The organism is Nocardia sp. SYP-A9097 (genome assembly GCF_009649815.1).
Lineage (GTDB): Bacteria > Actinomycetota > Actinomycetes > Mycobacteriales > Mycobacteriaceae > Nocardia.
Genome location: NZ_WJIC01000011.1, coordinates 112,272 through 126,413, shown reverse-complemented (window position 1 = coordinate 126,413; position 14,142 = coordinate 112,272). Strand labels below are relative to the sequence as shown.

Here is a 14,142-nt window from a genome sequence, read left to right as displayed (position 1 = left end):
GCTCACGCCCAGCCTCCCGAACGGGCGCGGGTGCGCCGCAGCAGCCAGAAGAAGAAGGGTCCGCCCACCAGGGAGGTGAGCATGCCCAGTGGCAGGTCGGCATTGTGGACCAGGGCGCGGGCACCGATATCGGCGGCGACCAGCACGACCGAGCCGACGATCGCCGAGAGCGGGATCAGGATGCGGTGGCCGGGGCCGACCATCATGCGGACCAGGTGCGGCACGATCAAACCCACGAACAAGATGATGCCGGTGAACGCGACACCGGCGGTGGCCAGGACGGCGACCACGACGATCACATTGCGGCGCAGGCGTTCCACATCCACACCCAGGTGCCGGGCCGCGGATTCACCGAGCGCGAGCAGGTCCAAACGCGGGGCCATGAGTATCGCGGCAACCACACCGAGCGCGGTCAGTGGCGCGACCACCCCGACGGACTGCCAGGTCGCTCCGTTGAGGCTGCCCATCTGCCAGAACACGATCTGATCGCGTGCGGCCGGGGAGGCACTGAACAGCAGGAATGAAATCAGTCCGCCCGCAAAGGCGTTGATGGCCACACCGGTCAGCACGAGCGTCACCACTTCGGTGCGGCCGTTGGAGCGCGAGAGCACGTACACCAGCAGGGTGGTCAGCAGTCCGGCCACGAACGCTCCGGCAGCGACCGACCAGGACGCCACGAAGGTCCCGCCGACCACGATGACCGTGCCCGCGCCGACCGCCGCTCCGGCCGAGACACCGATCACTCCGGGCTCGGCAAGAGGATTGGCGAACACGCCCTGCAACAACGCACCCGCTGTCGCCAGTGCGGCACCCACGAGCATGGCCATGACCACGCGCGGGAATCGCACCTCCCACAACGTCACATCGCCGGCGGGGTGTGCGGGCATCGGCCCCCAGTCGAGTCCGATCCGGTGAAAGACGCTGCCCGCCACCTCGAGTGGGGTGGTCGGCACCTGCCCCACGGCCGCCGAGATCAGCGCGAGCGCGATGAGCGCCAGCAGGGCCCCGGCGAAGATGAGCGTGGTGCGCGAGCGTGAACCGCTGCGCCCGGTCACCGGCTTGCCGTGCACCGCAATCGAATCCACCGCGGCGGTCAAATCCGCCGATTGCGGCACAGACTGCACAGCCGCATCGGGTGTGGTCGAATCCCTACTCGTCGAAGGGCTGTCGCCGTTCCGCACCGCCGCGACCGATTCCGTACCCGGCGAACGCCGGTCGCCGTCCGATCCCGCTGCGGCCGCGTTCTTCGTACCGACGGCCGGATCGGGCGAACCCCGGTGCGCCGCCGGGGCATCCGGTGGGGCGGGGGAATTCGCTGGGGGCACGGTCGAATCCTGCGGGTCCAGGCGGTGCGGAGGGGGTGTGTCGGTCATGCCGTCGGATTGCCGTAGATGGCCTTTGCCAGGGCGGCCACGACACGACCGGTATTGGGGCCGAAGCTCAATACGACAGCGTCGGACATATCGACCACGCGCTTGTTCTTACCGCCGGGAGTCTGGGCGATGCCGGGAATCTTGGCCAGGCCGTCGACGCCGCCGACCGAGGACAGGCCGTCGGACATGACCAGCAGCACGTCGGGCGCGGCCGCGATGAGCGCTTCGCTGGTGATCGGAATGAACGGCTCCTTCACCCCCGACGCGGTGCCGGCGTCGGTCGCGCCCAGGGCCGCGATGAGCGAGTCCGCGCCCGAGCCCGGTCCGGCGATCATGGTGATGGCGGTGCTGCGCAGGTACAGGAACGCGATCCGCAGTTTGGGATCCTGCGCGGGCACCGTCGCGGTGGCCGCGGCGATCTCGTCCTTGGTGCGCTGGGCGAGCTTCTTTCCCGCCTCGGGCACACCGAGGGCGTTGGCGACCGCTTCGATTTGCGGTCCCACACCGTCGATGGTGCGCGCGGGATCGAGGTAGACCGTAGGGATTCCCAGGGCCTTCAACTGGTCCCGCATCACCGGTGTGGCGCTGGTGCTGTCGGTGAGCAGCACCGAAGGCCGCAGTGCGGCAATGGCTTCCACGCTCATGCTGCCCGAACCACCGGCAACGTTGGGTACATCCTCGACCGCGGGGAACGCGGCGGAGGTGGAGCGCCCCACCAGTTTCGAGCCCAGGCCGAGCGCGTACACGGTCTGGGCGAATGTGCCCGAGCGGTCGACGGCGATGATGCGGCCGGCGTCGGTGACCGTCACCTCGCCGCCGTCGTAGTTGTGCACGGTGACCGGCAGGGCCGGGGTGGGTTCGGGTCCGATCGGCACCGGGTCGGCATCGCCCACGGTGGCGGTGGCGGGTCCCTGTTGCCCCGCGACCGTGGGGCCGGTGGTGCCGGTGCAGGCGGTGGCGCCGAGGAGCAGACTGCCGCCGAGCAGCACCGCGACGGTGCGCAGCAGAACGGCTGATCGGGCATGCACGAGACACCTCATGCAGGTAAGGCTAGCCATCGCTCATTCGGTGCGTGCACTGACGTCGCCCAGAGCGGCCGTAATGGCGCGCGGCAACTCCAGGGTTTCCGCGGCGAGTACGCCGGTGAGCTGGCCGATATCGCGGGCGCCGACGATCATGCTCGCCACCCCGGGCTGGTCCCGAATCCAGGCCAGCGCCACCGCCAGCGGTGAGGTGCCGAGTCCGTCGGCGGCGGTGACCACGGCATCGACCACGCGCACCGCCCGATCGTCCAGGCCGGCATTGATCTCCGCGGCGGTCGCCTCGTCCGCGCCGCGCGAATCCGCGGGCACCCCGTCCCGGTATTTGCCGGTGAGGATGCCGCCCGCCAGCGGCGCGGTGGCGATGATGCCGAGCCCGTGATGCTGTGCGGCGGGGACGAATTCGTGTTCCACGCCGCGCGCCAGCAGCGAGTACGGGGTTTGCGCGGCGGTCAACGGTGCCGCGCACGCCAGGGTCGCCAGCTGCCAGCCGTCGTAGCCGCGCACTCCGGCATAGCGGGTGCGTCCGGTGCGGACCGCGTATTCCAGTGTGGCCGCGACCTCTTCGAGCGGGGTGTGCGGATCCCAGGCGGCCACGGTCCACAGATCCAGGTGATCGGTGCCCAGCAATCCCAGGGTCTGATCGAGTTGGCGCATCATGGTGCGCCGCGAGGCATCGACCCGCCAGCGCACACTCGTGGGCGCGGGTCCGGCGGCCGGATCGGTATGTGCCGCACGCTGTCCCGAGCACACACTCAGCACGAACTCCTCGCGCCCGAGTTCGCGCACCAGCGGTCCGAGAATGTGTTGCGCCGCACCGTCGCCATAGGCGGGGGAGGTGTCCACGAGGGTGCCGCCCGCCTCGGCGAAGGCGGCCAATTGCGCTGCCGCGTCGTCGGCGTCGGTCTCCCGGCCCCAGGTGTGGGTGGCCAGTCCGAGCCGGGAGACTCGGAGCCCGCTGCGCCCCACCGTCCGCTGTTCCATCACCGCACATGCACTTTCGTCACACGCGTCAGCCTAAGCGCACAAGTCCCGTCCGCCCCGCTATGCCTCGCCGCGCCGGGCCTGCGCGCGCCCGTCGCGCACCGCCGCGATCGGCGCTCTCACCACCGCGAACCCCGCTGCGCCGGCGCTCGCACGCTTCGGCTCCCACCTCCGGCGTGCCGCCCTGTAGGGTCGCCTGCGGCGTACGCGGCGATCACGCCGTGCGTGGGCGAATTGTCCACCGGCAGCCGACGATTCGGGACTGGAGGGTGTGCGTGGGCGAGTCGATGACGTGGATGCAGGCGCTGATATTGGGTCTGGTGCAGGGCTTGACGGAGTTTCTGCCGATTTCGTCCTCGGCGCACATGCGCATCGTGTCGGGGGTGTTCTTCGGTGACGATGCGGGCGCGTCGTTCACCGCGGTCACCCAATTGGGCACCGAGGCCGCGGTACTGGTGTATTTCGCCCAGGACATCTGGCGCATCCTGCAGGCGTGGTTCGGGACCGTGTTCGAGAAGATCAGTGGTCGCGCCCCGGTGCGGGTGCCGCTGCACGATCAGCCGACCACGCAATTGCCGGTATACCGCGACGATGTTCCCGGCGGCTATGTGCTGGATCGCGATTCCCAGCGCGATCTGGACTATCGCATCGGCTGGTATGTGATCATCGCCACCATCCCGATCGGCGTCATCGGATTCCTGTTGAAGGACCAAATCCGTACCGGCGCAAGGAATCTGTGGCTCATCTCCACCATGCTGATCCTGTTCGCGCTGGTGATCGCCGCCGCGGAGTACTACGGCAGCAAGCGCCGTCCCATCGAACAGCTCACCACCCGTGACGGCATCATCATGGGCCTGTCCCAGTGCCTGGCGCTCATCCCGGGCGTGTCGCGTTCGGGCGCAACCTCTTCGGCGGGCCTGTTCATCGGCCTGACCCGTGAGGCGGCGGTGCGGTTCTCGTTCCTGCTCGCGATTCCGGCGGTGCTGGCCTCGGGTCTGTTCTCCCTGCCCGATGCCTTCGAACCCGCCGGTGAGGGCCTCAACGCCTCGGGTCCGCAGATTCTGGTGGCCACGGTCATCTCGTTCGTGGTCGGTTATGCCTCCGTCGCATGGTTGTTGCGTTTCGTCACCAAACACTCCCTGGATTGGTTCGTCGGCTACCGGATCGTGCTCGGTCTGACGATGATGGTGCTGCTGGCGACCGGCGTCGTCGCCGCGACGTAACACGTAGGCTGTTCCGGTGACGGTGATCCTGTTGCGGCACGGCGTGTCCACGTCGAACACTGCCCGCACTCTGGCCGGGCGTAGCGCCGGCGTCGATCTCACCGACCGTGGGCGCGAGCAGGCGCAGACGGTCGCGCAGCGGCTGGGGTCGCTGCCGATCGAGGCCATCGTGACCTCACCGTTGTTGCGCTGTCAGCGCACTGTCGCGCCGCTGGCGGACAAGCTCGGGATCGAGGCCGAACCCGATGAGCGCCTGCTCGAGGTGGACTACGGCGACTGGACCGGGCGCGCACTGGGTGAATTGGTGAGCGAACCACTCTGGAAGGTGGTGCAGCGGCACGCCTCGGGTGCGGTGTTCCCCTCCGGGGAGGGTTTGGCGCAGGTCCAGTTCCGCGCGGTTTCCGCTGTGCGCGAACATGACCGGATATTGGCAGAAAAACACGGCGGCGATGTGTTGTGGGTGGCGTGCACCCATGGGGATGTGATCAAGTCGCTTTTGGCGGACGCGTTCGGAATTCATCTGGACGGTTTCCAGCGGATCGTGGTGGAGCCCGCGTCGATCAGCGTGGTCCGCTACAGTCCGACCGCCCCGTATGTGTGGCGTTTGAATGACACCGGCTCGGATCTGTCCGCCCTGGCGGCGATTTCGCCGCAAACCGGCGGCGAATCGAGATCGGGACCGGTGCCCGGTGGCGAAACGGGCAATACCAGCAGTGACGATAATGGGGTTACGGAGCGCCCCGAGTCTTAGTGGTGAGTGAGCTTTGGAGGAGGTGCCATGGGCCGAGCAATCCATATTTTCCGCACCCCCGATCGTTTCATCGCCGGTACCGTCGGTGAACCCGGCGATCGCGCTTTCTATCTGCAGGCCGTGCAGGATCCGCGCGTGGTGAGCGTGCTGCTGGAGAAGCAGCAGGTCAAGGTACTGGCAGATCGGATGGGTCTGCTGCTGGACGAGGTGGCGCGCCGCTTCGGCACCCCGGTGCCGCCGCAGCCCGCCGATGTGTCCGATATCGCGCCGCTGGCCACCCCCATCGAAGCCGAATTCCGGGTCGGCACCATGGGTTTGGGCTGGGATGCCGACGCCAACGCCGTGGTGGTGGAGTTGTTGGCCATCACCGAAACCGAGGTGGACGAATCGGTGGTCCTCGATGACACCGAGGAGGGCCCGGACGCGGTGCGGGTGTTCCTGACCCCGGTGCAGGCCCGCGAATTCGCGTTGCGGTCCACGCGGGTGATCGCGGCGGGGCGGCCGCCGTGTCCGCTGTGCAATGAGCCGTTGTCGCCGAACGGTCATATGTGTGTGCGCACCAACGGGTACAAGCGTGGCGAGATCTTCGGCGCCACCACCGAGCCAGAGGATTGATGTGTCGAACGACCCGCTGCGCACCGCCGAACTGACGGTGATCGGGCAGGTCACCACCGCCAGCAATGTGACGCTGGTGTGCGAGGCCGAACAGCACGGGCGCGAACCGTTGCGGGTGGTGTACAAACCGGTGCGCGGGGAGCGCCCGCTGTGGGATTTCCCGGACGGCACGCTCGCCGAACGCGAAGTCGCCTCGTATCTGGTGTCGCAGGCTCTGGGGTGGGGGGTGATTCCCGAAACCGTACTGCGCGAGGGACCGTATGGGCCGGGCATGGTGCAGCGGTGGGTGGACACCCTCGAAGACGGCCCGGAGCTGGTGGATCTGGTACCGGTCGGACAGGTCCCGGACGGCTTCCGAGAGGTGTTGCGGGCCTTGGATCCGTCGGGGCATCGGGTGTCCCTGGTGCACGCGACCGATCCGCGGTTGCTGCGCATGGCGGTGCTCGATGTGCTGATCAACAATGCCGACCGCAAGGGCGGGCATGTGCTGTGCGGGGTCGACGGGCGGGTGTACGGGGTCGATCACGGTATCGCCCTGAACACCGAACCCAAGCTGCGCACGGTGCTGTGGGGGTGGGCGGGGGAAGCCCTGCCCGACGAATTGCTCACCGACATCACGGTTTTGGTGAAGGCGCTGCCCGGGGAGCTGGGTACCCGGCTGTCGGAGTTGATCACCGACGCCGAAGTGCGGGCCCTCGAGGCACGCGGGCAGGAGTTGCTGCAGCGGCCGGTGATGCCGGTGCCGTCGAGTCAGCGCCCGATCCCCTGGCCCGCGTTCTGACCGCTGCGACGCGGGGTGAAAACGTTGCCTGCATCATGATTTCAACCATTGACGTGCGCGAGAACACCGTTGCGGTCCAGGTCGGCGGGCACCTGCCCCGAGCTGCCCGGAGACCGGTGAACGGGGCCGGGCGCCTTGGGCGCCCGTCGCACAGTTAACCTCGATTCATGCAGTCCTGGTCCGATATCGCTGTCCCGACCGTCCCCGGATCCGGACCGGCGTTGCGTTTGTACGACACCGCAGACCGGCAGGTGCGCCCGGTCACCCCCGGCGCGACCGCCACCATGTACGTCTGCGGCATCACCCCCTATGACGCCACCCACCTCGGGCACGCCGCCACCTACCTGACCTTCGACCTGGTCAACCGGTTGTTCCGCGATGCCGGACACCAGGTGCACTACGTGCAGAACGTCACCGATGTCGATGATCCCCTGTTCGAGCGCGCCACCCGCGACGGTATCGACTGGCGCGATCTGGGCACCCGCGAGATCAACCTGTTCCGTGAGGATATGGAGGCGCTGCGCGTGGTGCCGCCCGCGCACTACATCGGCGCGATCGAATCGGTGCAGGAAGTGGTCGACCTGGTCGACAAGCTCCTGGCCTCGGGCGCGGCGTATGTGGTCGAGGATCCGCAGTATCCGGACATCTACTTCCGGCACGACGCGACCGAACAGTTCGGCTACGAGTCCGGATATGACCGCGCCACCATGGATCGGCTGTTCGCCGAACGTGGCGGTGACCCGGACCGTCCCGGCAAGCGCGACCCGATCGACGCGCTGCTGTGGCGGGCGGCGCGCGAGGGTGAACCGTCCTGGCCCGCACCGTTCGGGGCGGGGCGTCCCGGCTGGCATATCGAGTGCGCGGCGATCGCGTTGAACCGCATCGGCACCGAATTCGATATTCAGGGCGGCGGCAGTGATCTGATCTACCCGCATCACGAGTACTCCTCCGCGCATGCCGAGGCCCTGGTCAAGGGCCGCCGCTTCGCCCGCCACTACGTGCACGCCGGTCTGATCGGCCTGGACGGGGAGAAGATGTCCAAGTCCCGCGGCAACCTGGTCTTCGTGTCCAAGCTGCGCCGTTCGGGCACCGACCCGGCCGCCATCCGCCTGGGCCTGTTCGCCGGGCATTACCGTCAGGACCGCGAATGGTCCGATGCCGTTCTCGCCGAAGCCCTTTCGCGACTGGACCGCTGGCGTTCGGCCACCGCCGTGGCCTCGGGCCCGGCCGCCGAGGACACCCTCGCCCGCCTGCGCCAGCACCTGGCCGACGATCTGGACACCCCCAAAGCCCTTGCCGCGGTGGACGCCTGGGCCACCCAGGCCCTGACCTACGGCGGCCCCGACCCCTCCGCCCCGGCCCTGATCCGCGACGCGGTGGACGCCCTGCTGGGCATCCAGCTCTAACCCGCCCTGCCACCAGCACCCGCATCTCGCTCCGTCGAGTGTGCGGGTGTAGCGGCGCGATACACATCGCGCACTCGCCGCCGAAGCGCCTTGCGACGGAAGCGGCAGTCGGCAGCCACTGCGCCCTCCGCCGAGTATGCAATGGTGGCGGGAAATCCGCCCATATCGCCGCCACAGCCGCACACTCGGCCGGGCGATTCGCTCTCGGGTGAGCCGACATGCCCTGGCGAATACCGATCGGCACCCGAATCGTGCGGTGCCGGGGGGCGGGCGAGAGTGCGGCCGTGACGATGCCGGTCGTTGGTCACCGCACCTACCCCGGTGACGCACCGGGCGATCGCCTTCGCTCGCGCCACACCGGTCCGCTGCGGCCGACATCCGTCCGGTACTCGAATTGTGCTGTTACCCAGGGGCGGACCGCGACGGTGCATTCATGGCGGGAACACGCCGAAGGTCGCCGCCGGGGATGCACGTTCGCGACGAGGGGTGGGCTCCCGAGTGGATCGGGCCTCCCGTTTGCCGGGTTTGGGCGATACGGTGAGGCTTTGGTTCTCATCCTCAATGGGGAGGTTCGACGGTGACCGCGGTACCCGGGTTCGACAAGTTCCGTGCTGTGCGCAGACAATTGCGGGCCGGTGGTGATCTGCTGGGGGCGGTGCGCCGGGATCCGCGGATTGTGCGGGAGTTGGTGGCAGGGTTCACCGGGCGCGGGGAGTCGATCGAGCCCGTCGAGATGGCGGGGGAGCGTGTGCCGCCCGCGGGGTTGGGCGAGTTCACTCGGTCGGCGTACGCGTCGCAGCGGGTGGAGGCCGGGGCGGCGCGGGTGGTCGCGTATTTGACCGGGCTGCAGCATATTCCGGAGTGGATCACCTTCCATGCCGGTTGGCGGGGTGAGGCGCCGGGGCAGGCCGTGGCGGGCCGGGAGTTCGCGCAGGTGGCCGAGTTCATGGGGATTCCGGCGGATCTGCGGTGGACGGTCCTCGAGGTTTCGGAGTCGGGTCTGCATATGCGTGGCACCGGGCCGCAGGGGTTGCTGTTGGGGCTGTGGATCACGGTGACCGGCGACGGTTCCGGAGCGATCGTGCACCTGGATGCGGGGTTGGCCGGGCAGCCGATCGAGGGTCCGCTCGGTGCGACGGTGGCACGCAGTCTCGGTGACGCACTGCGTGATTCGCTGGCGGCGTTACCCGCGATCATCTCCGCCGCCGCGACCGAGCCGGCCCGCCCGGCGCGCAAGGCGGTGCGGCACAAGGCCTCCGGTGCGGTGCTGGCTCCCACGACCCCGGTGCTGGTGGGGGTGAGCCAGGTGGTGTTGCGGACCCCTGATTCCGGATATCCGGATCCGTCGGAGTTGGCGGTGCGCGCGTTGCGGGCCGCGGCCGCCGATACCGGGGCCGGTGCGGGGCTGCTCGAGCGTGCGGACGCGGTGTTCTCGGTGGCGCCGACGTCCTGGCAGTACGGGGATCTGGGGGCGTTGGTGGCGGCCGCGGTGGGTGCGGGTGCGGTGGATACGGTGCAGTCCAGTCCCTTCGGCGGGGACGGCGGGCAGTTGGTGATCAATGAGGCCGCGGCCGCGATCGCCGCCGGTGACTATGACCTCGTGCTGGTGACAGGCGCGGAGGCCGGTGCCACGCAGACCGCGGCCCAGCGCGCCGGGATCGAACTCGACTGGCCGGTGCAGGGTGCGGGGGTGCGGCCCACGCGCACGGTCGGTATCGACAAGCCGGCCAATAATGCCGCCGAGACCGCGACGGGACTGCTGGCCCCGACCAATATGTACGCGCTGTTGGAGTCGGCGAACCGGCATCGGCTGGGGCGCACGCCCGCCGAGCATGCGCGCGCGGTGGCCGAATTGTGGTCGCGGTTTTCGGCGGTGGCGGCGGGCAATCCGAATGCCTGGCAGCCGCAGCAGCTTTCGGCCGAGGAGATCGCGGCGGTCTCGGAGGCGAATCGGATGATCTCGGCCCCGTACACCAAACTCGAGTGCGCGAACCTGACGGTCGATATGGCCAGTGGGGTGATCATGTGCAGTGCCGCGGCCGCCGAAGCCGCCGGGATCGCGCAGGACAAGTGGGTGTTCCTGCACGCGGGGGCCTCCGGTAGCGATGAGTGGTTCGTGAGCGAGCGCGCGGAATTGGCGGCGTCCCCGGCGATTCGCGCGCTCGGTGCGGCGGTGCTCGAGCATGCCGGGGTGGGGATGCAGGAGATCGCGCATGTGGATCTGTACGCGTGTTTCCCGGTGGCGGTGCAGATCGCCGCGCGCGAGTTGGGTGTGGCCGTCGATGATCCGAAACGGCCGCTGTCGGTGACCGGTGGTTTGACCTTCGGTGGCGGTCCGGGCAACAACTACGGCGGGCATGCGGTGGCGACCCTGGTGGGGCGGTTGCGTGCGGAACCCGAATCCTTCGGTCTGGCAACGTCTTTGGGCTGGTATCTGACCAAGCATGCGATCGGGGTGTATTCGGCGACCCCGCCCAAGAGCGCGTACCGGCATCTGACTCCGGTGATCGAGCATCCCCCCACCCGCCCGGCCCGCACCGGATACGAGGGCCCCGCGGTGGTGGAGGCGTACACCCTGCCCTTCGACCGCGACGGTGCGCCCGAGGCGGCGATCCTGAGCGTCCTGAACGACAAGGGTGAACGAATCCTGGTGCGCACCACCGATTCCGGCACGCTGACCGCGTTGACCGACGGCGATTGGCTGGGCCTGCCGGTGACCGTCTCCGGTGACACCGTGCGGGTGACGGGCACCGACCCGGTCGAGTTGCCCGCCCCGCCGCCGGCTCCGGTGCTGATTTCGCGGCGCGGGCACGTCATGATCATCACGATCAATCGCCCGCAGGTGCGCAATGCCATCGATCTGGCCACCGCGCTGGGTTTGGAACGCGCCATCGACGCCTATGAGGCCGACCCGAACGCGCGTATCGCCATTCTGACCGGTGCGGGCGGATATTTCAGTGCCGGAATGGATCTCAAGGCAGCCGCGCGCGGTGAGGTGCCGGTGACCGAGAAGCGCGGCATTCTGGGTATCGTGTCGACCCCGCCGCGTAAACCGCTCATCGCCGCGGTGGAGGGGCCGGCCCTGGCCGGTGGTTGTGAGCTCGCTCTGACGGCGGATCTGATTGTGGCGGCACGGAATTCGACCTTCGGTATCCCCGAGGTCAAGCGCGGTCTGGTCGCGGTCGGTGGCGGGGTGCTGCGCCTGTCGCAGCGGCTGCCACGTGCCATCGCGATGGAGCTGACCCTCACCGGTGACCCCATTACCGCCGTGCGCGCCGCCGAGCTGGGGTTGATCAACCAGATCGCCGAGCCCGGCAAGGCCCTGGAAGCGGCCCTGGAGTTGGCCGAGCGGATCGCGGGGAATGCCCCGCTCAGTATCGACGCCGGTAAGCAGATCATCGACCAGGCCCCGGATTGGTCCGGTGCGGAGGCGTTCGCCCGCCAGGGTCAGGTCGCCGCGGCCGCACTGTCCTCGGAGGATGCCGGGGAGGGTATGCGCGCGTTCGTGGAGAAACGCGTCCCCGTCTGGCGTGGCCGCTGAGCGACGATAGCCCCGCGCGGCGGTGCGCGAGCCGCGAATCCCACTGGCCGGATCGAGACCGGCCGGTGCGTGGATTCCGGCCCGGTGCGCGGTCGCGTGGAATATGTTGTCGCACAACCGTACTCGACGATTCGGCGAGTACGTCCGGGGCGCACCGAATGGCGGTGTGCCCCCACGGCTTCCTCCGCTTGCGGCGGGTGGGGCCGCGCTCGAGGAGAGGTTTTCATGACATCGGCTGATCACGCCGAGTCCACGCTGGAGTTGCGGCGGGACGGATTATTGCTCTCGGCAAGGCATTTCGGTGCGGCCGACGCCCCCCTGGTGATGCTGCTGCACGGTTTCCCCGACACCCCGCACTCCTGGGACGGGGTGATCCCGCTGCTGGTCGATGCCGGTTTCCAGGTCCTGACCCCGTGGCTGCGCGGCTACACCCTCGATTCGGCCGCGCGCACCGCCCGCTACGACCTGATCGCGGTCGCCGACGATATCGCCGCCTGGCATCGCGCCCTGGGCGGCCCGCCCACGCACCTGGTGGGCCATGATTGGGGTGCGTTCGCCGCCATGATCCAGGCCAAACGCCAACCCCGCCAATGGCTTTCGCTGACTCTGCTGGCGATCCCGCCGTTCGGGGGCGGTTTCGCTCCCGCAGCGGCCCGCCATCTGCCCCGGCAAACGCTGATGTCCTCCTATATCCCGCTCATGCAATCCGCGGCGTCCCCGCACCTGCTGACCCGCGACAACGCGGCGTTCGTGCGCCGGCTGTGGCATCGCTGGTCCCCGGATTGGGATTTCACCGACACCGATTTCGCGCCCACCGCACGGGTTTTCACCCACCATGGCACCGCGTGGGCGGCCACCCGCTACTACCGTTCCCTGTTCACCGTGCACCGCGCGCCCACCCGCCGGTTCCACCGCCTGCTGCTGGCATCGCCCGCCGCGCTGCCCACGCTGGCCCTGTCCGGTCAGCATGACGGCTGTATGTCCCCGGCCCTGCAACGCATTCTGGCCGAACGCGCCGGCACCCTCGCCGCCCAAATCCCCGGCACGGGTCATTTCCTGCACGCCGAAGATCCCACTGCCACGGCCGCCCACCTGATACCGCACCTGCACGCCCACTCTCGCTGAGCGTTCTTCCGCCGACCGATTTCCTGCGGCTCGGCGGATATTCGCTGTCCTGCCCCGGCCCGGTGTGGTCCGATCAGTCGCAGTACACGCGAGTGCCTGACAGATCGGGGTGGTGTGATGGGTGATGGCAGGGAACACGATTCGGTGTTGTTCGCGCGCCGGGCGCGCTCGTTCGGGGCGGCGGCGGCCGGGTATGACGCGCATCGGCCGGATTATCCGATAGCGGGTGTGCGGTGGGCGCTGGCACCGGTGTCCGGCGCGGTCGAATCGCACGACCGCGCCGGCCTCGAGGTGCTCGATCTGGGGGCGGGAACGGGCAAGCTGACCGGGGTGCTGCTTGCGGCGGGTGCCCGGGTGACCGCGGTGGACCCGGACCCGCAGATGTGTGCGGCGCTCACGGCCCGCTATCGGGAGGTGCGGGTACTGGCGGGGACGGCGGAAGCGATTCCGCTGGATGATGATTCGGTGGATGCGGTGGTGGCCGGGCAGGCTTTCCACTGGTTCGACCCCGGGCGGGCGCTACCGGAGATCGCGCGGGTGCTGCGCCCCGGGGGAGTGGTAGCCGCGTTCTGGAACGCCCATGACACGTCGGTGGAGTGGGTCGCCGGGTTGGATCGGGTGTCCCGGTCCTCGGTGTCCTCCGCGGGGTCGTTGGCGGAGCGGGTTCCGGCGCATCCGCTGTTCCATCCGTTCGAGCGCACGCATTTTCCGCATGTGCAGCGGCGCACTGCCGAGAGTTTGACCGCGACGATCGGCACCCATTCCCACACTTTGGTGGTGTCCGCGGCCGAGCGCGCCGAAGTGCTCGACCGGATCACCTCCTATCTGCGGACCTGTCCCGAGACCGCGGCAGGAGAGTTCGATATGCCGTTGCGCACCTTGGTTTTCCGGGCCGTCACCAAGTGAGCGCGATGCCCGAGGCTTGTGCGAGCAGGGTGCGGAAGGTGGGGCATTGCATGTGGCTGGGGGCCGGGCAGGCAGCGGCGTGCCGCAGGGCGTCGCTGATGGTGGTGAGCCGGGCGATGGTGTGGTCGAGGTCGTCGGCCTTGGCGGTGAGCTGGGTTCGGTCGATCGCCGGGTGGCCGTCGGCGGTGAACATGCGGGCGATCTCGTCGAGGGAGAACCCGGCGGTACGCCCCACGGCGATGAGAGCCAGTTGCGGCAGGACCTCGGGCGCGAATTGACGGCGTTGCCCGCGACGGCCGGTGGAGCGGATGAGGTGGCGTTCCTCGTAGTAGCGCAGCGTAGACGCGGGCACGCCCGAGCGGGCGACGACTTCACCGATATCCACGTTCATCCCCTT

Annotated in this window: 12 protein-coding genes; 8 read left to right on the top strand and 4 right to left on the bottom strand. The window is 68.9% G+C overall.

Going from position 1 to position 14,142, the window contains the following annotated elements; translation table 11 throughout:
- Positions 1 to 2 precede the first annotated feature (2 nt).
- The 3 genes from GFY24_RS22605 to GFY24_RS22595 all read right to left on the bottom strand — a co-directional run bounded on the left by GFY24_RS22605 (position 3) and on the right by GFY24_RS22595 (position 3,397).
- Complete coding sequence (locus tag GFY24_RS22605) at positions 3 to 1,097, bottom strand: iron ABC transporter permease (RefSeq protein ID WP_153807171.1); 1,095 nt, start codon at positions 1,095 to 1,097, stop codon at positions 3 to 5.
- 272 nt (positions 1,098 to 1,369) lie between these two features.
- A complete protein-coding gene (locus GFY24_RS22600) occupies positions 1,370 to 2,413 on the bottom strand; it encodes a hemin ABC transporter substrate-binding protein (RefSeq protein WP_153807072.1) in 1,044 nt (347 codons plus the stop codon).
- Positions 2,414 to 2,434: 21 nt separating this feature from the next.
- Complete coding sequence (locus GFY24_RS22595; protein ID WP_153807071.1) at positions 2,435 to 3,397, bottom strand: aldo/keto reductase; 963 nt, start codon at positions 3,395 to 3,397, stop codon at positions 2,435 to 2,437.
- A 275-nt stretch (positions 3,398 to 3,672) separates the two neighbouring features.
- Here GFY24_RS22595 and GFY24_RS22590 point away from each other — a divergent pair, with 275 nt between their 5' ends.
- The 8 genes from GFY24_RS22590 (at position 3,673) to GFY24_RS22555 (ending at position 13,745) form a co-directional block, all read left to right on the top strand.
- Complete coding sequence (locus GFY24_RS22590; RefSeq protein ID WP_375336081.1) at positions 3,673 to 4,620, top strand: undecaprenyl-diphosphate phosphatase; 948 nt, start codon at positions 3,673 to 3,675, stop codon at positions 4,618 to 4,620.
- 16 nt (positions 4,621 to 4,636) lie between these two features.
- Complete coding sequence (locus GFY24_RS22585) at positions 4,637 to 5,371, top strand: histidine phosphatase family protein (RefSeq protein WP_309231193.1); 735 nt, start codon at positions 4,637 to 4,639, stop codon at positions 5,369 to 5,371.
- A 27-nt stretch (positions 5,372 to 5,398) separates the two neighbouring features.
- Entirely contained in the window at positions 5,399 to 5,986 is a 588-nt protein-coding gene (locus GFY24_RS22580; RefSeq protein WP_153807069.1) for a DUF3090 domain-containing protein, read from the top strand.
- Positions 5,982 to 6,767 carry an SCO1664 family protein gene (locus GFY24_RS22575; protein ID WP_375336083.1) on the top strand — a complete coding sequence of 262 codons (786 nt, stop codon included), beginning with the start codon at positions 5,982 to 5,984 and terminating at the stop codon, positions 6,765 to 6,767. Before GFY24_RS22580 ends, GFY24_RS22575 begins: the two co-directional genes overlap by 5 nt.
- Positions 6,768 to 6,934: 167 nt before the next feature.
- The gene (mshC, locus tag GFY24_RS22570) at positions 6,935 to 8,173 is read left to right on the top strand and encodes a cysteine--1-D-myo-inosityl 2-amino-2-deoxy-alpha-D-glucopyranoside ligase (RefSeq protein WP_153807067.1); all 1,239 of its coding nucleotides are present in this window, start codon (positions 6,935 to 6,937) and stop codon (positions 8,171 to 8,173) included.
- 577 nt (positions 8,174 to 8,750) lie between these two features.
- Complete coding sequence (locus GFY24_RS22565) at positions 8,751 to 11,714, top strand: crotonase/enoyl-CoA hydratase family protein (protein WP_309231191.1); 2,964 nt, start codon at positions 8,751 to 8,753, stop codon at positions 11,712 to 11,714.
- Positions 11,715 to 11,939: 225 nt separating this feature from the next.
- Positions 11,940 to 12,839 carry an alpha/beta fold hydrolase gene (locus tag GFY24_RS22560; protein ID WP_153807066.1) on the top strand — a complete coding sequence of 300 codons (900 nt, stop codon included), beginning with the start codon at positions 11,940 to 11,942 and terminating at the stop codon, positions 12,837 to 12,839.
- A 117-nt stretch (positions 12,840 to 12,956) separates the two neighbouring features.
- Positions 12,957 to 13,745: a class I SAM-dependent methyltransferase gene (locus GFY24_RS22555; RefSeq protein ID WP_153807065.1), complete on the top strand. Its 789-nt coding sequence runs from the start codon at positions 12,957 to 12,959 to the stop codon at positions 13,743 to 13,745.
- On the opposite strand, the gene GFY24_RS22550 is transcribed toward GFY24_RS22555, so the two are convergent.
- Entirely contained in the window at positions 13,735 to 14,136 is a 402-nt protein-coding gene (locus GFY24_RS22550; protein ID WP_153807064.1) for a helix-turn-helix domain-containing protein, read from the bottom strand. The genes GFY24_RS22555 and GFY24_RS22550 overlap by 11 nt on opposite strands.
- Positions 14,137 to 14,142: the final 6 nt, after the last annotated feature.